Below are 19,128 nucleotides of genomic sequence, written 5' to 3'. Positions count from 1 at the left end.
GCCATTGTTTGACTGGTGATCTGCCCAAAAGAAGCTGAAAAACCACGCTTTAGGCGAGAGCCTTTTTTTAGAAAATCGATCCAGAGTTTGAACAAGAGACAGCTGCCCTCCATATGGTAGAAAAGAGATTGAAATGTCATTATGGAGGTGTGAGTGCTATCGAGTACCTAGATATGTTAGCAAAGCTTGGTGTGGGCAATGCGCACCCTGGTGGGTTCGGCGAGACCATGGAGCAATTGAAGAAATACCCGATAGAGAAAGGGAAGCGAGTTCTGGAGGTTGGATGCGGGACGGGGAGAACGGCGTGCTTTCTTGCTGAACAGGGTTGCGAAGTGACAGCGGTCGATATCCGCCCTGAAATGGTAGCTAAAGCAATTATTCGAGCTGAAAAGCAAGGGGTTCAGGTGGATTTTAGAGAGGGTGACGTGTGCCAGTTACCTTTTGAAAATGAATCCTTTGATGTGGTGATGGTGGAATCCGTCACGAATTTTGCAGATGCGCAAAAGGCAGTAGCAGAGTATTACCGAGTGTTGAAGCCTGGCGGGAAGCTCTATGACCGAGAAGTTATCCGCGTAAAAAATATGTCCACTGGCGTCCACAGAGCGCTATGCAGCTTCTATGGCGTTAGTAAGATTTATAGTATGGACGAATGGCGGGAACTGCTGGAGGGAAGTAAATTTGCCGTGGATTTCTCCGGTATTCACCCTTTTCCGTTAACGATGTTCGAGGATCAAGTTCAGCATCCAGACCCTGTGCATCTATCTGATAAGCAATCCTTCATGGACCCACGCATTTGGCAGATTACAGCCAGATACGATGAGCTGGTGAATAAGTATCATAGTTATATGGGATACACGCTGATGATAGGCTCGAAGGAATAGATGAAGCCGTGGCAGGAATTAGGCACCCCGATGGCGAAATAAGTGAGAAAGATTATCATTGGGGGCTGTTTCTCTTGAACGCTGGTGCTATAACGGAACGCATTCCGAACCGGAAAGCCAAAGAAATTTATGAGTTGATTTGTCGCCACACAACGATATCCAAGACAGAGCTGCTTGAGCAAAGCGGGATGACTGTTTCTACGTTGACGCGGCTTTTGGAAGAACTGACGGGCCAAGGATTCATTCTGGAATCCGGCTTCGGGGCGTCAACAGGTGGGCGTAGGCCGATTCTGTATGAGAAGAATTCGGCCTACGCGTATATTTTTGGCTTGGAAATCTCACGGACGTTGTCCAAGCTGGTTTTGGTTGATTTGGGCATGAATAAATTGGATGCCCGGAGCTGGACGATGACGGCAGAGATGACGCCGGAAGTTCTTATCCGCTTCATTGTCAATGAAGCGCGCAGTATGATGGAGCGGCATGGGATTACGAAGTCAATGCTGCTGGGAATCGGTGTCGGCGCCGTGGGTCCAGTGGACAGGCTGTCAGGAACGATATTGGAGCCGGCTTATTTCCAAGCCAATGGCTGGAGGAACGTTGAAATCTGCAGGCTGCTGACAGATGAGCTGGATATACCCTCGATGCTGGATAACGGGGCGAACACAGCGATACTAGCGGAATCCTGGCATCAACGCACGCAGAGCTTCAAGCATCTGCTGTATATCCATGCCGGGGTTGGCTTGCGGTCTTCTATGGTTTCGGAAGGGAAGCTGATCTATGGCGCGGTTGACATGGAAGGCTCCGTCGGGCAGATGATCATTCAAACGGATGGCGTGGCACACCGTAACGCCTCAGGAAACTACGGCGCCTTGGAGTCATACGCATCCTTGTATGCGATTGAAAAGGCAGCACGCTCTGCCTTAAAACAGGGCCGATCCACGGTGCTGTCACAGTTCGTAGAGGACCCTGAGCAGCTGACCTACACGCAGGTACTGGAGGCACTCAAAAAAAATGATCCCCTTGTCGTGGAGATCATTACGGAGGCTGCGACCTATTTTGGCATAGGACTAGCCAATTTATTAAATATTTTGCACCCGGAGAAAGTAATCCTCGGGGGGCCTCTCATCGCGGGTGGGGAGTTGTTCTTCCAAACCGCTACACAGGTAGCGATTCGGAAAACATACTACTACCCCGCGTATCAGGTTGTCTTCAGCAAGGGGCAGCTTGGTGAAGAAGCCCTTGCCATGGGAGCAGCCGTGATGGTCATGGACCAGCTGGTTAGGCTGTGACGCTTTTGAGGAATTCAAGGAGCAGCGCATTGAAGGCCTCGGGTTTCTCCATCGGCGCCAAATGCGAAGCCGCTGGAATGGCATGAAAGCTGGCTCCAGGAATAGCGTCAGCCATCTTTTTCATGACATCCGGAGGCGCGATCGGATCTTTCTCGCCGGCGATGACAAGTGTCGGCACGGAGATAGCGCCGAGGAGGTCGACAGAGTCGGCGCGGAATGCCATAGCAAGGCTCGCGTGGACCAGCCCTTCGGCAGGCATGGAAGCCATGACTGCGCTTATGCTCTCCACGAGCCCTGATTGATCTGTAGCTGTCTGCTCGGTGAGCAGTTTAGGCAGCATGGCATCTCTTGCAGCGCTAGCTCCTTTGTCATAGAGGGAAACCGCCATATTCATGCGATTCTTACGAGCCTCCAGCCCGTCTGCTTCCGGACGGGTATTGGCGAGAAGAAGCGCCGTGAATCGTTTAGGAGCTTTGCGCAGAAGTGCGAAAGCCACATATCCGCCCATGGAGAAGCCGCCAAGTGCGGCTTTTTGTATGTCCATTTTGTCCATCATCGTCAAAATATCATCCGCGTATTGCTCAATTGAAATATTAGCTGCGGGTACATCTGAATGCCCCATACCGCGTAAATCAGGTGTAATCACACGATAATTTTCTGATAAAGCCTCAGCTTGGGCTTGCCACATACGATGATCCAATGGAAATCCGTGGAGCAAAATGACAGGTGCTCCTTGTCCTTTTTCCGCTATGTATAACTCTGCTCCGTTAATATGATGTTTCATCCGTTGTCACCCTCCATGACTAGTTTTTACACGCATAAAGACCTAAATTTCAGCAAAATATTAGTTCAAAGGTCGTAAAAACAAGAGAAATAGCGAAAAAGTTATGTCTTCATACTTTCATTATGGTTAACTCATACTTCTTTAACATTTGATTGTTATTCTCTCAGTATACCCGTTGTTAACCAAGAAAAGCGAATAAGAATCATTCATTCATGAAGTGAGGTTATGGCTATGACTAAAAAACCTTGGTCCACGCAAGAATTGGACAAGTTAATTCGACTTTCATCAGAATGCCCTCCAGTTGTAATTGCCAAAGAATTATCCCGCCCAGTCACATCTGTACGCAAAAAAATGCGTGAAATCGGTGTAAGCTACGTGACCGGCGAGCAGTGGAAAAAAAGCCAGATTCAGTATCTGATCTCGGACGAAGGAACTTCATACACGAATAAGCATAAGCTAACACAAGCTCCAAAAGAAAATGACTTTGAATCTCCCGTGCTCGACGAATTCTGGACAACCCTAGTGAAAATGGCCAGAGTAGCGAAGAAGAGGGGGAAGCGCGTAGATGTCCTTTCGTTTATCGATACTTACCGGAAGATTCGTATCGGCGGTTAAGAAAATAGGAGATACATAAAAGGTGAAATCCGTTATAACGAGATTTTACCTTTTTCTTTTGCCCAAATCCTTCTAAACTAAAGATACCAAAGACATCTAGGAGGTCAAATGCATAGAATTCCCCTTTTTTCGATGATTAGCAAGTATGACACAGCGATATGGGTTCGAGTCGTGGGCACGATCCTGACGTCATTAGCCGGTTTTATGATGAGACCTTATCTCGTTTTTTATTTGTACGACAAGTTGGATGGTTCTGTATTTTTATCCATGTTGATCGTAGGCTTACAGCCTTTATGCGGGATATTCGTAAACCTATACGCAGGCAGCCTGAGTGATAAATATGGACGGAAGCCAATGATGCTTGCAGCGCTAATAATTCAAGCTTTTGCTATCGGAGGGTACATGTTTGCCAGCCATGTGTGGGAGTTTGCGCTTATTTCCATTATTAACGGGATCGGACATGCGATGTATGGACCTGCTGCTAATGCTCAGATTTCGGATGTTGTGCCGGAGCATAAGCGAGCTGAAGTATTTGCTTTACTACACACGGCTTTAAACATGGGATCAGCATTTGGTCCACTTCTGGGCTTACTCTTATTTACCATGAATCCGTCGATTGTCTTCCTGGCTTGTTCGGTCACACTAGTTGCTTATGCAGCGTTGGTTATATGGAAAGTTCCAGAGACGATGCCTGTTAAAAGTAAAGATGTGCTGGCTACAAAAGCGAGCAAGGTTAAAATTAAATGGTCGGAGCATAAATCACTGTTGTGGATAACGTTTCTGGCCATGCCGGTATCCCTTTTATATGCGCAAGTTGAGTCTACATTTCCACTGCATTTACAGCAAAACTTTGAAAATTATAAATCGGTATTTGCGACGATTATTACCTTTAATGGGTGCGTAGTCATTGCGCTGCAGCTTTGGATTGCAAAAAGAACAGAGCACGTTCCAGCTTATATCGTCGTGGCTGTGTCCTACATGTTGTTTGCTGTCGTATCCATCGGATATGGGTTTGTTCCTTATCTTGCGATTCTGCTTTTTGTTGAATTTTTATTTACCATTGGTGAAATGTTGAACGGCCCTCATATTCAAAAGGTGATCTCCGTGATCGCCCCAGTGGAGCACAGAGGCCTGTATTTCTCCGTGTTCGGAATGAATTGGCAGTTATCCCGCGCCATCGGACCTGTACTTGGTGGATTGCTATTTAGCCATTATGGCGGGAAGGTGATGTTCGCCATCGTGGGCGTCATTCTTATTGCTGCCGGGATTGCTCAAACGAGATATATTCGAAACTTAAATCGTAGGCAAGAAGAACGTGCTGTCGAGGGTGTGCTGCAAGCATAACAAAGAGTAATTAATTATTTAATTAAGTTGGCAGGACCGCAGTAGCAGCTTGTGCGCCATACAACCGTAAGAAGGTTATTCCTTCTTACGGCTTTTGACGTTTCTGAGAGACTCCTCCAGTTAATGACTTAGGTCACCCAAACGTTATGACATTGCTCACCTTACATGGAGTAGAAGAGAGTCTACAATGAACTTAAGTTGAGATCAAGCCAAAGGAGTGTATGTAAATGCTATTGTTTTTGCATGTGTTAGGCGCTGTATTGTTTCTTGGTAACATTGTGACGGGAGCCTTTTGGAAAGTGAGGGCCCATTACGGAAAGCAAGATCTGATGACCATACATCTTACCGTCAAAAACATTATGCTCGCCGACTACGTATTCACCATACCTGGCATTCTGCTCCTGCTTATCCCTGGATATCTTATGGCGGCAAACTTGGGCTACTCCCTCATAGCATGGAACTGGATAAGCGCTGCCTTGCTTTTATTCTTAATATCTGGTCTGTGGTGGCTGTTCATTCTCATTCCGCTGCAAAGAAAAATGATTCGCCGTAGTGAGGAATCCGTGAAAGCGGGTAGGCAAACGGAAGCTTATAAACGTGTTTCGAAAAAGTGGGATTTCTTCGGCTCGATCGGTACGATTCTGCCTTTGATTTCATTAATATTGATGGTATGGAAGCCTGGCATCTAAGGATGCTGGGCTTAATTGTTTTGTAAGACATCTGTAAGTTTACTTTTAAAAGGATGAGGTATAATTATACTAGTTTGAGGAGGTATGTTCGAATGGGGATAATCGTTCTTGTTGTAGATGATGAACCGAATATTATAGATGTTTGCACTGTTTATTTGCAGAGGGAAGGATATCAAGTTATTTCGGCAATGAACGGCGAGGAAGCGATCAGGCAGTGGCGGCAGCACAACCCGCAGCTGATCGTGCTGGACTTAATGATGCCAGGTAAAAACGGCTGGCAAGTTTGCGAAGAAATTCGCAATGAACGGGACGTTCCCATCATCATGCTGACGGCGCTAGGGGACGAAATGGACCGATTGATGGGGCTTACGATGGGGGCGGACGACTATTTAACGAAGCCTTTTTCCCCACGAGAGCTCGTATTGCGAGTGAAGGGGATTTTGCGTAGGCTGCAGCGAACGCTGACGGAGGCAACGGTGGATACGGAAGCAGCACTACCTGGCCATATAATGAGATACCCTGGTCTCGAGATTAATGTGCTGCATCGCAGTGTCCGCGTCTTCGACAAAGACATCGAGTTGACCGTGAAGGAGTTTGAACTGCTGCATTTGTTCGCAGCCCATCCCGATCAAGTTTTCTCACGAAACCAATTGCTGAGCAAAATCTGGGATATTAATTATTACGGGGATAYTACGACAGTAACCGTCCATATCCGCCGATTAAGAGAGAAATTGGAGCCTAATCCTTCTGAGCCTCGCTATATCAAAACGGTGTGGGGAATCGGTTATAAATTCGAAGGGAGGGAGCGATCCTGAAGCTTCGGTTATATTTGCTCATCGCAAGTGGAGTTAGTACGGGGATCATTTTGCTTACACTTCTTATTTGTTATCATTTCATGCTGCTGAATTGGAAGGACGTTGTGATTCTGTCGACCGTGACCTTAGGTGCGGCTGTCGTATCGATGGGCATTCATTACATAATGACGCGTCCTCTGGAAAAAGCCATTCATGCCATTACTCAGGAAACGACTCGCATCTCAGAGGGCCAATTTGAGGGCCTAGTGCCTCAAATTGGGCCGGTTGAATTTCAAAGACTAGCGGATCAATTCAACCATATGAGCGGGAAACTGAAAGACAGCTTCGGTAAATTAAGAACAGCCGAGGCTTCCCGCAAGGAGCTTGTTGCAAATGTGTCGCATGATCTGCGAACGCCAATGGCTTCAATTCTTGCTTTCGTTGAGGCGCTGGAAGATGATGTCATTCAGGACAAAGCAACCTTCGAGCGTTATCTTCGCACCATTCGTTTGGAAACGGGAAGATTAGACGCATTGATCCAAGAATTGTTCAAGCTTTCGCAGCTCGATGCAAGAGGAACAGATTTCCTGCCAGAGCCTTATCATGTTGACCAGCTACTGGTGGATGGCCTGCAAAGTTTAGCTTTTCAGCTGGAAGATAAGCAGTTGAAAATAACTGTGGACCTGCCAGATTACTTGCCTCCTGTAAGCATCATGCCTCAGGAAATGAAGCGGGTTCTGGCTAACATATTGGGGAACGCCATTCGCCACTCTCCAGTCGGCGGCAGCATTATAATTAAAGTGGAACGGTTGGCAATCCCCTTTCTAAAGCTGTTTATTCAAGATCAAGGCCAAGGTATTGAGGAAAAAGATGCGGACAAAATATTTGATCGCTTTTATCGCTCCGATCCATCACGGACGCGTGTAAGCGGGGGGGCAGGGCTTGGTTTGGCGATAGCGAAGTCTATTGTTCAACTGCATGGGGGAACTATAGGTGTGGATAGCCAGGCGGATTTGGGCGAGGGGAGTGGCAGCACTTTCTGGTTTACTATTCCTATTGAATCGTAGGAGTTCTATTTATTTTGTTAGTCTCTTGTAAGTTATTTGTAATTTCTTCGTTAGGATTTCTTAAGTTTTGTGCATTATCTTAGGAAATGAGAGAACTATGAAACTCTAGGAGGAATTATCAATGAGAAATTGGAAGAAAAAAGTAATGGCAGTAACCATTATGGTCGGAACATTAGCATTGCCAAGCTTAATTAACGCGGAAGAAATGATGGTGCCAAAGTACAATTATAGCAGCATCGAAACTGTCACCATAGACGGCAACGAGCTCGCACCCCTTCGAAAAGTTGCTGAGTCTCTTGGTTTCCAAGTAACATGGAATGATATGACTAGAACAGTTACTCTAATGAAATCTATGGAAGACAAGAAAATGATGGATGATAAGAAAATGATGGAAGACAAGAAGACGATGGAAGACAAGAAAATGATGGATGATAAAAATATGCAGGATAAAACGATGATGGATAAAGGCATGGATATGGGTGGGGAAATTATGCTCCATATCGATAGCAAAGCGATTACTGTGGGCAGTATGGAAGAAATGCTAATGGTTGCTCCAACGATCGTGAACGACATGACCTATGTCCCTAAAGCGTTCATCGATACATATTTACTCAATAAAATGATGATGAAGTAATAAGCAGGAAACAAGTAAGGCAAAAGTAAGTGGTGGATTTGCGGTCTCCAAGAGACCGCTTTTTGTATTGTCGGGGAGCAGATCGACAGTGGGGCATAGTTTTTCATTAGTAACGATAATCTAAGAAAGGGTAAGGGGGAAGTTGGACGAAACTTTGTAATTTTAGCGAGTTTGTAAGCTTTATTTAAGATTTGTACGTTATGATTATAGATATTAACGATTAGTTGAATAGGATGTGGGCGAATGGAGTCAAAAAGAGGTTGGTTAAAGCAATCCTTTGGCAAGCGTCTTAATGCTATACATAGCTGGAATGCCTGGATTCTCCTGCTGCTAACGGTCACGGGCATTGTGCTTAGCATAGGGGCGATTCGCGGAGATTTGGGGATATTCCGTGTGTCGCTGAAGCAGCTTCACATTTATTTGGGCGTCGCCTCGATTCTGCTAATGGTGTTGTATGCGCCAATGATTCGCAAGCATTGGCGGCAAATTCGCGCGCGCCGCAACCAACGCGCGAATCTGGTGTTCGTGCTGGCGCTGCTGGTTGGCTGGGCAGCGTCCGGGGTAATCCTGTGGCAGTTCCGTCATCTGCCACCTGCTTTAAACAATACGGCACTCCTCATCCATGACCTGCTCACCTGGGTCGGAGTGCCGTATGCCGTGTACCACGCCATCTCGCGCAGCAGATGGCTGAAGCGCCAGCAGCGGCTGGATCAAGCCGCCGCTGTTGCCGCTGCTAAGCCGCCAGCGACGCAGCCGGCGGCAACAACCCCCGTGGCGGCATCTGACGCCACGGCAGAGCGCTCAGCAGCGCAGGCGGTTATCGCCGCGCTGAAGGAGTCACCGATCACACGCGCCTCGTTCCTGCGAATTGTCGCAGGACTGGTGCTTGTGATCGCGGTCGGTCCCGCCTTTTATCGCTGGATAAAAGGCGCGTTCGACTCCGGCGGCTCCTCGACCGCCGAGTATGTCGCAGGGGACGGCAACAGCATGCTGCCGCCGCCTGCGCCGCTGCCGGACTCCGCCGCGGTAGTCGGCGGAGGAGCGCAAGGGAATTTCCGCATATACACGGTGACTGAAATTCCGTCTTTTTCTTCGGAGACATGGCAATTCGCCATTTCTGGCCTGGTTGATAAACCAAGTGTATGGAACTGGGACGAGTTCCTGAAGCTCACACGAACTGTACAGGTTAGTAATTTCCATTGTGTGACGGGCTGGTCTATTTATAATTGTACGTGGGAGGGCATCCCGCTTAAGCAGCTGTTAGCAGCAGCAGGTGTGCAGTCCAAGGCGAAATTTGTGAAGTTTTATTCCGGCGACAAGGTGTATACCGATGCACTTTCGTTGGAGCAAGCCGGCGGAGACGACATCATGGTAGCTATGCTGCTGGATGGTAAACCGATTCCGCAAAAATTGGGAGGGCCAGTCCGACTCATTGTTCCGCAGATGTATGCGTATAAATCCGTCAAATGGCTTCAAGGGATAGAGCTTATTGAGAAGGAACATATGGGGTATTGGGAAGTTAGAGGTTATGATAATGATGCTTGGGTAGATAGATCTAATAATGCTTAATGGGGATGAAGGACAAGAAGCTTGAACTGACTTTCTGGGTGGTTTTTGGTATAGTTATGTCAAAGAAACCTGCCTGGAAATGAGGAATAATGTTGGAAATTGTATCGGTTAATGTGGGAAAACCACAAATCATTGAATATCAAGGCAAAGAGCTGGTCACGGGAATATATAAATCCCCGGTCAGCTCATCTTTGTATGTATCGAAAACGCAATTGGACGGCGATGGGCAAGCCGATTTAACGGTACACGGCGGCGTTGATAAAGCACTGTGTGTTTACCCTGAGGAGCATTATGCCTACTGGGAGGAAGTGCTTGGCCGCAAGCTGGAGGCGGGTGCTTTTGGTGAAAATCTAACGGTCCGTGGTTTTCTGGAGACGGACGTCTGCATAGGCGACATTTATGCCATTGATGATGTCATTGTTCAGGTCTCACAGCCGCGCCAGCCTTGTTTTAAAGTGGGCAAACGTCTGGAGTGGGCCAAAACCCCGCTGCAAATGCAGGAAACAGGATTTACCGGTTTCTATTTCCGGGTCTTGCAAGAAGGGTTCATCTCGAAAGATTCTCAAGTAAAGCTTGTCGCCAAAGATAGTGAGGGCGTAACCCTGGCCTATGCGAATCAAATCAAGTATCACGATAAAATGAGTAAGGTTGGGGCCGAGCGTCTCGTACGGACGGAAGCTCTATCTGAAAGTTGGAAGAAATCCTTCACGAAACGATTGGCGGAACTTGGCTCATGATGACAGGTGTTATTCTGGCCGGCGGTCTTAATCGCCGCATGGGGGGAAGACGCAAGGCACTGCTTCCTGTTCAAGATCAGCCATTGCTTCTCCGACAGCTTACAGAAATGTCCCGCATATGCAACCAGATTATTGTCGTATCGAACGAACCTGAGGCGTTCCAAGCTCTGATAGAATCAAATTCCGCGTTCATGAACGTGGGGTGGGTGTCAGACATATATGTACAAAAAGGCCCGTTAAGCGGTATTCACGCCGCCGCTCAAGCCGCAACCCATGAATTCATGTGGATCGTCGGTTGTGATATGCCGTTCATTTCTTCCKAAGCCGCAGAAGCTATGAGACTGTTGTGCCAGGAAGCGAATGTTGATGCGGTTATTCCGGTCTTGGATGGCAAGGTTCATCCACTTCATGGGATTTACTCTAGATTAGTTGGTTCTGAGGCTGAGGTGTTATTGAAGCAGGAGCAATATCGATTAATGGGCTTGCTGGATCATATCGACTGGTTGCCTGCGGAGAATGTTTTTTTTGAAAAGATAAATCTATCATCACAGTTCGTAACCAATGTGAATACGCCAGATGAGTACAAATCGATGCTAGAAAATCTATTATAAATGTTAGTTTGGTAAATAATTAAGCCCTCAGATTGTAGGATTTTGATATAAAAATGTGTCATAATGGACTGGAGAGAAGGTGAACCTCATGCCGAAGTTGCTGATGGATCGTTATGGACGTATGCACGATTACTTACGAATTTCAGTTACGGATCGCTGTAATCTTCGTTGTGTCTATTGTATGCCCGAAGAAGGAATGGAATTTGAACCGGATGATAAGTTATTAACGTTCGAGGAAATCACCGAGGTTGTTYGCGTGCTGGCTGGTCTGGGTGTCCGCAAGCTGAGATTAACGGGTGGAGAACCTCTTGTACGTAAAAACCTGGAACAACTGATTGGCATGCTTTCCCAAATTCCTGGGATTGAAGATATCGCGTTGACAACGAATGGGATTTATTTTGCTTCGAGAGCTGAAAAGCTTCGCGCAGCAGGATTAACTCGTGTGAATATTAGTCTTGATTCCTTGAAAGCGGACCGATTCTCGCTCATCACTAGAGGCGGCGATATTAACCGTGTTCTGGCCAGTATTGAAGAAGCATATAGAGTGGGAATTACCCCGATCAAGTTAAATGTTGTACTCATGAAGGGCATGAATGATGACGAGATTGAAGACTTTTTACAAATGACGATAGATCGTCCGATTCAAGTTCGTTTCATTGAATATATGCCGATCGGGCATCAAGATGAGGCCTGGAAAAGCCGTTATTTACCTTTGACGACCGTATTGGACCGCTGTAAGGAAAAAGGATGGAATGCTGTGGCATCGGATGCCGTGTACGGGAATGGGCCTGCACAAAACTTCCGGATAGAAGGAGCACTTGGTTCATTCGGTCTCATTCACCCAATCAGCGACCATTTCTGCGAAACTTGCAATCGGCTGCGGATTACGGCAGATGGCAATGTGAAACCATGTTTATATTGGTCAGATGAATTCAATGTTCGAACTTATATTGGGGATGATGCGGCAATGGAAGATCTTTTCTTCCGAGCCTTGGACATCAAGCCGCAAAATCATGAGATGGCGCAGGCGCTCCTGAATGAAACCCAGTCTCATACACCAACACTTCGCCGGATGTCGCAAATTGGCGGTTAGCCCATAGGAGGAACAGACGTTAGTGAATAGCGATGTGAAGCTAAAATTCGGGCGTAAAGTCATTTCGGTGGAAGAAGCCCGATGCCTGCTATCCGAATATGTCAAACATACCGAAACGGAAACGGTACCGTTATCTACCGCGTTCAACAGACGGCTAGCCAGGGATATTTATGCAGATCATCCCGTACCTCATTTTCGCAGATCTGGCGTTGACGGGTATGCAGTTTGCGCAACGGATATTGAACAGGCTACGCCAGAAAACCCTGCTATCTTGCGCGTCATTGAGCATATTCTAAGCGGGACGGTTCCTGAGCTTACGGTGTATTCGGGTGTAACATCCCGCATAATGACGGGAGCGCCTGTTCCAGATGGAGCGGATTGTGTGGTTATGCTGGAAATGACGGATGCACTTCCCTTGCTGGATGTAGGGGTAAGTTCGACTCAGGTCTGCATCAAGAAAGCTGTACCTGCTGGCAGCAATATAACCCCTATTGCCGGGGAAATAGCCGAAAAGGACTTATTGCTCCCGTTAGGCACGCAAATTGGACCCGGTGAGGCAGCCATATTAGCTACTTTCGGCTATTCCTACGTAACTGTTTTTCGCAAACCGAGGGTAGCGATTTTTTCAACAGGTTCAGAGTTATTAAATGTAGAGGAAGCGCTACAGCCTGGGCGAATCCGTAATAGCAACAGCTATATGCTTGCTGCTCAAGTGGAGGCAGCAGGTGGAGAAGCGGTTATCATGCAGGCACTCTCAGACAATGTGGAAGAAGTGGAAGTCGCGCTGCTCGAGTCATTGGCCAAAGTTGACCTCGTCATCACTTCCGGCGGTGTCTCCGTTGGTGACTATGATGTTCTGGTAGATTTGTTTGGCCGGTTTACAGGTAAGCTGCTGTTTAATAAAGTGGCGATGCGGCCAGGCACCCCGACGAGTGCGGCCCTATGGGAGAATAGGCTGCTGCTCTCGCTATCCGGTAATCCCGGCGCATCGTTTGTAGGCTTTGAGCTGTTTGCCAAGCCGCTGATTAAAGCGATGTCAGGCAGTCCATCACCTTGTCCCGAAGCTATTACAGCGTATCTYGATGTGGATTACGACAAAGGTTCGGCATTCCCGCGTTATGTTAGAGGGACAACGCATGTGGAGAAAGGCTGTTTGCGAGTTAAGCCTTCTGGCATCGATAAATCCAGCATCATGGTTTCCATTAAGGATGCGGATTGTTTGATTCAACTGCCTGCTGGCGGTTCAGGCTTCGCAAGAGGCGAGCGTGTATTTACCTATCCGATCAAATAAAAAGAAGGCCTGCCTATCACTTTGCTTCTGTAAAAGAAGTTGGTGTAGGCAGGCCTTTTAATAAGTGGTAATCAGGTTGGAATGAAGGTGAAATTAGATTGCGAATGTAGCTAAGATGATAACAAGCAGAACATAAAGGACAAGAACAACACCTACGGATCCGTATCCAGTTCCACAACCAGCTGCATATGACATAGTATCCCCTCCGGTCTTAAGTATTAAAGTGGGTTGAATCACTATACATCAACATCATATGACGTAGAGACATTCGTTGATTGGACGTATGCCCTGACTTCGCATTGCAAAGCGCCTAATTAGGCGTAGGTATTGTAAATGATTTTCCAGTATACTTGTATATGAGGTGATACATAAATGATTGAAATTCGAACATTAGAACAACAGGAAGTGCCGGAGAGTCTCGCTTTATCCCAGTTTGCTTTTCAATACGAGCTGAGCGAAGAGGAGCAGGAAGAGGTCATGAAAGAGCAAGGGCAAACCGTCTCCTTCCTATCGCCATTTAAGTTTGAGTTTTATCGGAAATATGGCTGGGAGACGTATATTGACTATCTGAAATATGAAATTCCTGCAGATAAGCTTCCTAAATTTCATGCTTCGGAAGGTAGTACAATCGTTCGTGTGACGAAAGAATGGGAGCTTTTGAATCCAATTTATGAGCAGTACGCCCTGCAGTTTAATGGGATGCTGAAGCGCGATGCTAATTGGTGGAACAACAGATATTTTAGAAACAAAAAAGGTACGGTAGCCCTCTATGTAAATGCGCAGGGTGAACGGACAGGGTACGTTTTTTATCAAGTGAAAGAGTTTACGGCGACCATTCATGAGATGGTGTTTTTGGATGAAGAAACAAGACGCGGGTTATGGAAGTTCATAGCGGATCATGATTCAATGATCTCGAAGGTGGAGGTTAAAGCGCCTGCGGATGACCAGCTCCCTTATTTGGTGCATGACCCTAAGTTCAAACAGGAGAAAATAACGTATTTTTCAGCGCGGATTGTAGACGTTGAAGCTTTTCTGCAGCAATATCGGTTTGAACCGCGTAAAGAGATCGAACCGCTCTACTTGCGTGTTTCTGATCCACATGCTGACTGGAACGACGGTATTTTTCAATTGCAATTCATAGACGGTGGGGAAAAAGCGCAAGTCACCAGGTTGGCTGAGGGTGAGCAACCAGCCGATGAGCGTATACTGAGCTGCAGTATTCAAACGCTGACCGCCTTGTTTATGAGCTATCAAAAGGCGAGTTTTATGAGCAGAATTGAGAGGCTTCAAGGTTCAGAGGAACTTGTTACTCGTTTGGAAGCGGCTATTCCGCAACGAACGACGTATTTGGCAGATTTCTTTWAATAGATTCGGTCCCGGTACTCCGGGGCCGTCTTTTTTATGTGGAGGGAACTAGAGTACGCTATTTCGATGAAAAGGTAAAACTTACACGTGTAAGAGGATCTACGATCCGCTATTTTGGCCATTTTCACCGGAAAACGTGCCAGTGAGGCCGATTAAGACCCTGTAGATCCGCTCAGTGAGGAAACAGTTTGTTTTTCATTAAATAACGGACTACAGTTCCCATGATTAAAGTTTTAGCTTGATTCGCATACCAACTATCCAGGAGTTTAAAAGAGGAGCGCTGTTGGCACCAATAAATAAAAAACCCGTGAGCATCACGGGTTTAGTTTGTACACTTTAACAGTTTGTAAGCCAAATTTGCGTAAGGATTGTTGAGAGCCAGGAACAAAAATATCAACGCGATTGCCTTTGATGGAACTACCGGTATCCGTTGCATAAGCATACATGCCGCCTTTTGGCAGGCCATTGAAATCATAGCCTTCTATATAGAGCTTAGATCCAAGTGGAATAACAGATGGATCTACAGCGACCGTTCCGATTCCTAATGGATTCCCCATATAGTCGTAGGCGCCAAAACCACCATTTTCAGATGGATCTGCCGAGTAAGCTGTTGACTCAAATAGCTGATAATCAGGTGCATGATGATTGCCGTCTTTACTCAGAATCGCTAATTTGCTGCTTGCGTCCCATTGAACGGGGATGTCGGAAGCWTTGCTTAGAAAACGAAGTGGCACGTATACACGCCCGTTTTGGAACTCGGCATGTGTGTCCATCTCGACACGAGTGCTATCGATTTCGGCCTCTTTTTGACCTGACACCAAGGAAATTGAGTGCTTGTCGTTATTAAGTGTGACTTTGATTTCGTCGCCTTCCTTATGCCATTGTACATCATAACCCAGTTTCTCTGTTACAAAACGGATCGGTACTTGTGTAGCATGGTTGTCATCCAAATAAGGCTGTGCATCCGGAAATTGAACCAGGTCATCGTTGACTTGAACTTTCACGTCCATACTCGCGGCTGCGTAAGCATGTCCCGAAAATGGGGAAAGAAAGCCCCCTGCCAAAACTGTGACGGACACAGCAAGGCACGTTAACCCTTTTGTAATCAAATTCAATTGGTAATCCTCCTTCAAATGAGCCTCCGAGGTTAGTTGACGGGTTCGGGAAGAAGGTTCTCCCTAGTCTGCTCTGCGTACAGAGCAAATATTCACCCCATGTAAATCGTCCCCCGTACCGGCACTTTGTCTGTGCACCGGACTCGGCTTCAAATATTCTATCATTGATAGAATAAGAGAAACAACGCCCAAAATATGGGTAAGGGTCTTAGTGCGTACTGGACTTAGGTCTAGGTACAAAAACAGTCGGGAGTCCGTTTTGAGCTGAATCCATTTCGGCTACGATAGTAGCATGAAGATTACGCGAAGGGCGGTGCAATAATGAGCATGAATCGATCGAAAAGTTGGGCATTTATTCTAATAGCAGTAGGCTTCCTCATTTGTATGCATCAAGTAGGCATGCATTTTCATTTCATGGGACTTTTGGTTCCTGTGGCGATGGTGGGGCTTGGTTATGTGGGGATAAGTAATGGAAAGAAGATTGGATGGGTTATTTTTGGTATTGGCGCTTTGATTTTAATTACAAAACTATCTGGATTCCTCGCGATTGTGTTTGCTGTGTGGTTAATGTATTACGGCTATCGCATGCTGAAAAAACAAAACGATTCGGCAGAGTTCAATTAATCAATAGGAACCTAGGGGTGTGGGATAATGAGCGTATTTGATCGAATTGGCAAAATGGCGGATGTGGCCTGGCAGGAGGCAGCCAGCAAGCTGGACCTGCATGAACGGGGAGGTGGCCACTCCGGAGGCTCCGGACACTCTGGCGCATCGCGCGGCATTGCCGAGCTGGAAGAGCGCTACGAGGAGGCGCTGCAGCGAACGATTGAGCTGCGCAGCCAAAGCGTCGACGCGGAGGAGATGGCACAGCTGCGCGCTGAGCAGGCTGAGCTAGCCATGCGCGCTGGCGACGAAGAGCTGGCGCGTATAGCGCTGCAAGAGAAGCTGCGCTTGGAAGCAGCCTGCGCGCAGTACCGCGCGCAGTACGCAAGCAGCCAGGACGTCTGCCTGGCGCTCGCAGACGAGCTAGCTGCGCTGCGTGCAGGCAGCGCAGCAGGAGCCGGACAGCCGCGCAGCGGGCTGTCCAAGGAGGAGGCTCGCGAGGCACTCCGCGAGCTGGAAGCAACCGGCCGCGAGCTCGGCCGGGAAGCGATGCAGGGCCTGCGCGTGGCGGGGCGCGTGTCGCGAGAGACGCTGAAGGAGGCTGGCAGCAACCTCCAGCAGGAGCTGCGTAAGCTACAGCAGGATTGGCGCGACAAGAAATAAGCCACGCGTGATTGTACTGCGCCGCGCAATGCGTGCGGCGCAGCCGGGTGCTGGCCTCCATTCCTCAGGCTAGATCCTTGCTGGGCAAGGATTTGCATCTTGGAGGCTGTCCATTCTTATGGTATGCTAGGAATCTATATGAACGAATTAATCGGCAGCCAGAGGAGGTGCAGCGATGGGCGAAGAAACCAAAAACAACCGCAACCGGAATACGGCCTTAGTGCTGATTGGCGCCGGTCTTTTTTTGCTTCTGGATCATACGATAGGCTTTTTCCCCATTCTTGCGATTATCCTCGTCTTGCTGGGCATTCATCGGGTCCGTTCCCGCAAAGAGCGCAAAGGTTTTGTGCTCATCGGCGTGGGGGCTGTGATTCTGTTTGGTGATCATATTACGATTGTTTTCGCTATCGTTTTGATTTCATTAGGATTCTTTTTCATCCGTTCTAAACAAATGCACAAAGATGACACTTATATTCAAAAGCAGAAGTTGATGGATAGCGTCCGCTTGGGGCGTGAGCCTTGGATCATGCGCAATAGTTCAACATGGTACATTATTGGGGAGACTTATATTGATCTCTCGCTTGCCATTCTTGAGCAAAAGGAAACGACGCTTATCCTGCAAGGTGTGATAGGTGATGTTGATATCAAGGTTCCCGATGATATTGGCGTCTTCGTGGGGGCTTCCGTCACTTTTGGCCAAATTCAAGTGGCAAGTGAGCGCGAGTCGGGCGTAATGAACAAATTGCAGTGGCAGTCGTCCAATTATGAGAGCTGTGATCACCGAGTGAAACTTGTGCTTTCTTATATCGTAGGAGATATTAAAATTAAAGTGATGTAATTATCTAGAGGAGGTTCAGCGCATATTGGACGGCTATAAACGAAGATTAACGAATATGATATGGCGCAGTATGGCTGAATCGATTATTTTTAGTTTTTTTGTATTTGGCGCTATCATTTATTTTATGAACTCACGCAATTTAATCACGCCGTTCACAAGCTGGCAGGAAGGCGTGCAATTCGTATTCATGGCCATCGTTATTATTGGCGGCATTGGCGCTGGGTACGGTTATTGGAACAGTTCACGGATTACACGCCGGCTTGAGCCGCTTATGGAAACGATGATTTTGCTTGAAAAAGGGACCTTCGCTCGCGAGGGCTTCCAGAACGGCGAAGACGAGATTGGGCGTCTTGGCGAGCAGCTGGGCCGCATCATGAAGCGTTGGGAAGAGCAGGTTACATCCCTGCAGCGTTTATCTAACAATAATGCTGAACTTGCAGAGAAAGCGAAGTTGTCGGCTGTTATTGAAGAGCGGCAGCGGTTAGCGCGGGAGCTTCACGATGCGGTAAGCCAGCAATTGTTCGCGATTTCTATGACCGCAACAGCTGTTGGCCGGACATTGGACAAGGATTTCGAGAAAGCCAAACGACAGATTCATTTGATCGAGGAGATGGCTTCCGTCGCGCAATCGGAGATGAGGGCGCTGCTGCTTCACTTGAGGCCTATTCATTTGGAAGGAAAACGATTGTCCGAAGGGCTTGTTGAGCTTCTCAAAGAGCTGGCGGCCAAAGTGCCGATGGCAATTACGTGGGATATGGACGAAGAAATTCGTTTAAATAAAGGCATTGAGGATCATCTATTCCGTATTGTACAGGAAGCTCTCTCGAATGCACTACGCCATTCCAAAGCGAATAAGCTCGAGGTTAAGCTGCTGCACCGCACTGACGGTGTTCGACTGGCGATTCGGGATGACGGTGTCGGTTTTGAACTGGATGCGAAGAAACTTACCTCTTACGGCATCGTATCTATGAAGGAGCGGGTCAACGAAATTGGCGGCTCTGTTGACATTATTACAGCACCTGATCGTGGTACGCGTATCGAAATTCGTGTTCCAATTCTAGCTACAGATGTAGTGGAAAGTGTATAGCCAGTTGGTTATTGATGGTTGATTTGGGGTTCTGGAGAATAGAACGAGAAGTTCTGCTG

Annotated in this window: 21 protein-coding genes and 1 riboswitch; of the genes, 18 read left to right on the top strand and 3 right to left on the bottom strand. The window is 47.4% G+C overall.

Features of this window, described 5'->3' with window-relative positions:
* Positions 1-149: 149 nt before the first annotated feature.
* Together AC1DUA_RS04310 and AC1DUA_RS04305 are read left to right on the top strand one after the other, a co-directional pair.
* The gene (locus AC1DUA_RS04310; RefSeq protein WP_477498554.1) at positions 150-881 is read left to right on the top strand and encodes a class I SAM-dependent methyltransferase; all 732 of its coding nucleotides are present in this window, start codon (positions 150-152) and stop codon (positions 879-881) included.
* Positions 882-955: 74 nt separating this feature from the next.
* Positions 956-2,170, top strand: coding sequence for an ROK family protein (locus AC1DUA_RS04305; RefSeq protein ID WP_477498555.1), 1,215 nt, complete (start codon positions 956-958; stop codon positions 2,168-2,170).
* Here AC1DUA_RS04305 and AC1DUA_RS04300 read toward each other — a convergent pair.
* Positions 2,160-2,954, bottom strand: a complete 795-nt coding sequence (locus AC1DUA_RS04300; protein WP_477498553.1) for an alpha/beta fold hydrolase — start codon at positions 2,952-2,954, stop codon at positions 2,160-2,162. The genes AC1DUA_RS04305 and AC1DUA_RS04300 overlap by 11 nt on opposite strands.
* A gap of 231 nt (positions 2,955-3,185) precedes the next feature.
* Between AC1DUA_RS04300 and AC1DUA_RS04295 the strand changes: the two genes are divergently transcribed.
* From AC1DUA_RS04295 to AC1DUA_RS04245, 11 genes are all read left to right on the top strand, one after another.
* Entirely contained in the window at positions 3,186-3,569 is a 384-nt protein-coding gene (locus AC1DUA_RS04295) for a hypothetical protein (RefSeq protein WP_161408569.1), read from the top strand.
* Positions 3,570-3,677: 108 nt separating this feature from the next.
* A complete protein-coding gene (locus AC1DUA_RS04290; protein ID WP_477498552.1) occupies positions 3,678-4,913 on the top strand; it encodes an MDR family MFS transporter in 1,236 nt (411 codons plus the stop codon).
* A gap of 227 nt (positions 4,914-5,140) precedes the next feature.
* Positions 5,141-5,602 carry a DUF2269 family protein gene (locus AC1DUA_RS04285; protein ID WP_477498551.1) on the top strand — a complete coding sequence of 154 codons (462 nt, stop codon included), beginning with the start codon at positions 5,141-5,143 and terminating at the stop codon, positions 5,600-5,602.
* Between the two features lie 92 nt (positions 5,603-5,694).
* Positions 5,695-6,417 carry a response regulator transcription factor gene (locus AC1DUA_RS04280; RefSeq protein WP_477498550.1) on the top strand — a complete coding sequence of 241 codons (723 nt, stop codon included), beginning with the start codon at positions 5,695-5,697 and terminating at the stop codon, positions 6,415-6,417.
* A gap of 50 nt (positions 6,418-6,467) precedes the next feature.
* A complete protein-coding gene (locus AC1DUA_RS04275; RefSeq protein WP_477498549.1) occupies positions 6,468-7,463 on the top strand; it encodes a HAMP domain-containing sensor histidine kinase in 996 nt (331 codons plus the stop codon).
* A 121-nt stretch (positions 7,464-7,584) separates the two neighbouring features.
* Positions 7,585-8,097, top strand: coding sequence for a stalk domain-containing protein (locus tag AC1DUA_RS04270; protein ID WP_477498548.1), 513 nt, complete (start codon positions 7,585-7,587; stop codon positions 8,095-8,097).
* A 243-nt stretch (positions 8,098-8,340) separates the two neighbouring features.
* Positions 8,341-9,666, top strand: coding sequence for a molybdopterin-dependent oxidoreductase (locus tag AC1DUA_RS04265; RefSeq protein WP_477498547.1), 1,326 nt, complete (start codon positions 8,341-8,343; stop codon positions 9,664-9,666).
* An 89-nt stretch (positions 9,667-9,755) separates the two neighbouring features.
* Positions 9,756-10,403, top strand: coding sequence for an MOSC domain-containing protein (locus tag AC1DUA_RS04260; RefSeq protein WP_477498546.1), 648 nt, complete (start codon positions 9,756-9,758; stop codon positions 10,401-10,403).
* Positions 10,358-11,014 carry a molybdenum cofactor guanylyltransferase gene (gene mobA, locus AC1DUA_RS04255; RefSeq protein WP_477498545.1) on the top strand — a complete coding sequence of 219 codons (657 nt, stop codon included), beginning with the start codon at positions 10,358-10,360 and terminating at the stop codon, positions 11,012-11,014. Before AC1DUA_RS04260 ends, mobA begins: the two co-directional genes overlap by 46 nt.
* Positions 11,015-11,102: 88 nt before the next feature.
* On the top strand, positions 11,103-12,107 hold the full coding sequence (gene moaA, locus AC1DUA_RS04250; protein WP_477498544.1) for a GTP 3',8-cyclase MoaA: 1,005 nt from the start codon (positions 11,103-11,105) through the stop codon (positions 12,105-12,107).
* 22 nt (positions 12,108-12,129) lie between these two features.
* Positions 12,130-13,398 carry a molybdopterin molybdotransferase MoeA gene (locus AC1DUA_RS04245; protein ID WP_477498543.1) on the top strand — a complete coding sequence of 423 codons (1,269 nt, stop codon included), beginning with the start codon at positions 12,130-12,132 and terminating at the stop codon, positions 13,396-13,398.
* Positions 13,399-13,491: 93 nt separating this feature from the next.
* On the opposite strand, the gene AC1DUA_RS04240 is transcribed toward AC1DUA_RS04245, so the two are convergent.
* A complete protein-coding gene (locus AC1DUA_RS04240) occupies positions 13,492-13,593 on the bottom strand; it encodes a sporulation protein YjcZ (protein ID WP_145666491.1) in 102 nt (33 codons plus the stop codon).
* Positions 13,594-13,770: 177 nt separating this feature from the next.
* Between AC1DUA_RS04240 and AC1DUA_RS04235 the strand changes: the two genes are divergently transcribed.
* The gene (locus AC1DUA_RS04235; RefSeq protein ID WP_477498542.1) at positions 13,771-14,766 is read left to right on the top strand and encodes a GNAT family N-acetyltransferase; all 996 of its coding nucleotides are present in this window, start codon (positions 13,771-13,773) and stop codon (positions 14,764-14,766) included.
* A 311-nt stretch (positions 14,767-15,077) separates the two neighbouring features.
* Here AC1DUA_RS04235 and AC1DUA_RS04230 read toward each other — a convergent pair whose 3' ends face one another.
* Positions 15,078-15,878 carry a stalk domain-containing protein gene (locus AC1DUA_RS04230; protein WP_477498541.1) on the bottom strand — a complete coding sequence of 267 codons (801 nt, stop codon included), beginning with the start codon at positions 15,876-15,878 and terminating at the stop codon, positions 15,078-15,080.
* Positions 15,879-15,884: 6 nt separating this feature from the next.
* Positions 15,885-16,037, bottom strand: a riboswitch (cyclic di-AMP (ydaO/yuaA leader).
* A 162-nt stretch (positions 16,038-16,199) separates the two neighbouring features.
* Between AC1DUA_RS04230 and AC1DUA_RS04225 the strand changes: the two genes are divergently transcribed.
* The 4 genes from AC1DUA_RS04225 to AC1DUA_RS04210 all read left to right on the top strand — a co-directional run bounded on the left by AC1DUA_RS04225 (position 16,200) and on the right by AC1DUA_RS04210 (position 19,069).
* The gene (locus tag AC1DUA_RS04225) at positions 16,200-16,502 is read left to right on the top strand and encodes a LiaF transmembrane domain-containing protein (protein ID WP_477498540.1); all 303 of its coding nucleotides are present in this window, start codon (positions 16,200-16,202) and stop codon (positions 16,500-16,502) included.
* A 27-nt stretch (positions 16,503-16,529) separates the two neighbouring features.
* A complete protein-coding gene (locus tag AC1DUA_RS04220) occupies positions 16,530-17,144 on the top strand; it encodes a PspA/IM30 family protein (protein WP_477498539.1) in 615 nt (204 codons plus the stop codon).
* Positions 17,145-17,319: 175 nt separating this feature from the next.
* Positions 17,320-17,982, top strand: coding sequence for a cell wall-active antibiotics response protein LiaF (gene liaF / locus AC1DUA_RS04215; RefSeq protein ID WP_477498538.1), 663 nt, complete (start codon positions 17,320-17,322; stop codon positions 17,980-17,982).
* A 25-nt stretch (positions 17,983-18,007) separates the two neighbouring features.
* The gene (locus tag AC1DUA_RS04210; RefSeq protein WP_477498537.1) at positions 18,008-19,069 is read left to right on the top strand and encodes a sensor histidine kinase; all 1,062 of its coding nucleotides are present in this window, start codon (positions 18,008-18,010) and stop codon (positions 19,067-19,069) included.
* Positions 19,070-19,128 lie beyond the last annotated feature (59 nt).

Source organism: Paenibacillus sp. 01T422 (assembly GCF_056398785.1).
The sequence above is the reverse complement of the archived record's forward strand: the minus strand, read 5'-3'. Positions and strand labels throughout refer to the sequence as shown.

Bases quoted from the DNA above. Each gene is read 5' to 3' on its own strand.
- AC1DUA_RS04300 (WP_477498553.1), bottom strand. From the start codon at position 2,954: ATGAAACATCATATTAACGGAGCAGAGTTATACATAGCGGAAAAAGGA.
- AC1DUA_RS04295 (WP_161408569.1), top strand. From the start codon at position 3,186: ATGACTAAAAAACCTTGGTCCACGCAAGAATTGGACAAGTTAATTCGA.
- AC1DUA_RS04290 (WP_477498552.1), top strand. From the start codon at position 3,678: ATGCATAGAATTCCCCTTTTTTCGATGATTAGCAAGTATGACACAGCG.
- AC1DUA_RS04285 (WP_477498551.1), top strand. From the start codon at position 5,141: ATGCTATTGTTTTTGCATGTGTTAGGCGCTGTATTGTTTCTTGGTAAC.
- AC1DUA_RS04270 (WP_477498548.1), top strand. From the start codon at position 7,585: ATGAGAAATTGGAAGAAAAAAGTAATGGCAGTAACCATTATGGTCGGA.
- AC1DUA_RS04265 (WP_477498547.1), top strand. From the start codon at position 8,341: ATGGAGTCAAAAAGAGGTTGGTTAAAGCAATCCTTTGGCAAGCGTCTT.
- AC1DUA_RS04260 (WP_477498546.1), top strand. From the start codon at position 9,756: ATGTTGGAAATTGTATCGGTTAATGTGGGAAAACCACAAATCATTGAA.
- AC1DUA_RS04240 (WP_145666491.1), bottom strand. From the start codon at position 13,593: ATGTCATATGCAGCTGGTTGTGGAACTGGATACGGATCCGTAGGTGTT.
- AC1DUA_RS04225 (WP_477498540.1), top strand. From the start codon at position 16,200: ATGAGCATGAATCGATCGAAAAGTTGGGCATTTATTCTAATAGCAGTA.
- AC1DUA_RS04220 (WP_477498539.1), top strand. From the start codon at position 16,530: ATGAGCGTATTTGATCGAATTGGCAAAATGGCGGATGTGGCCTGGCAG.
- liaF (WP_477498538.1), top strand. From the start codon at position 17,320: ATGGGCGAAGAAACCAAAAACAACCGCAACCGGAATACGGCCTTAGTG.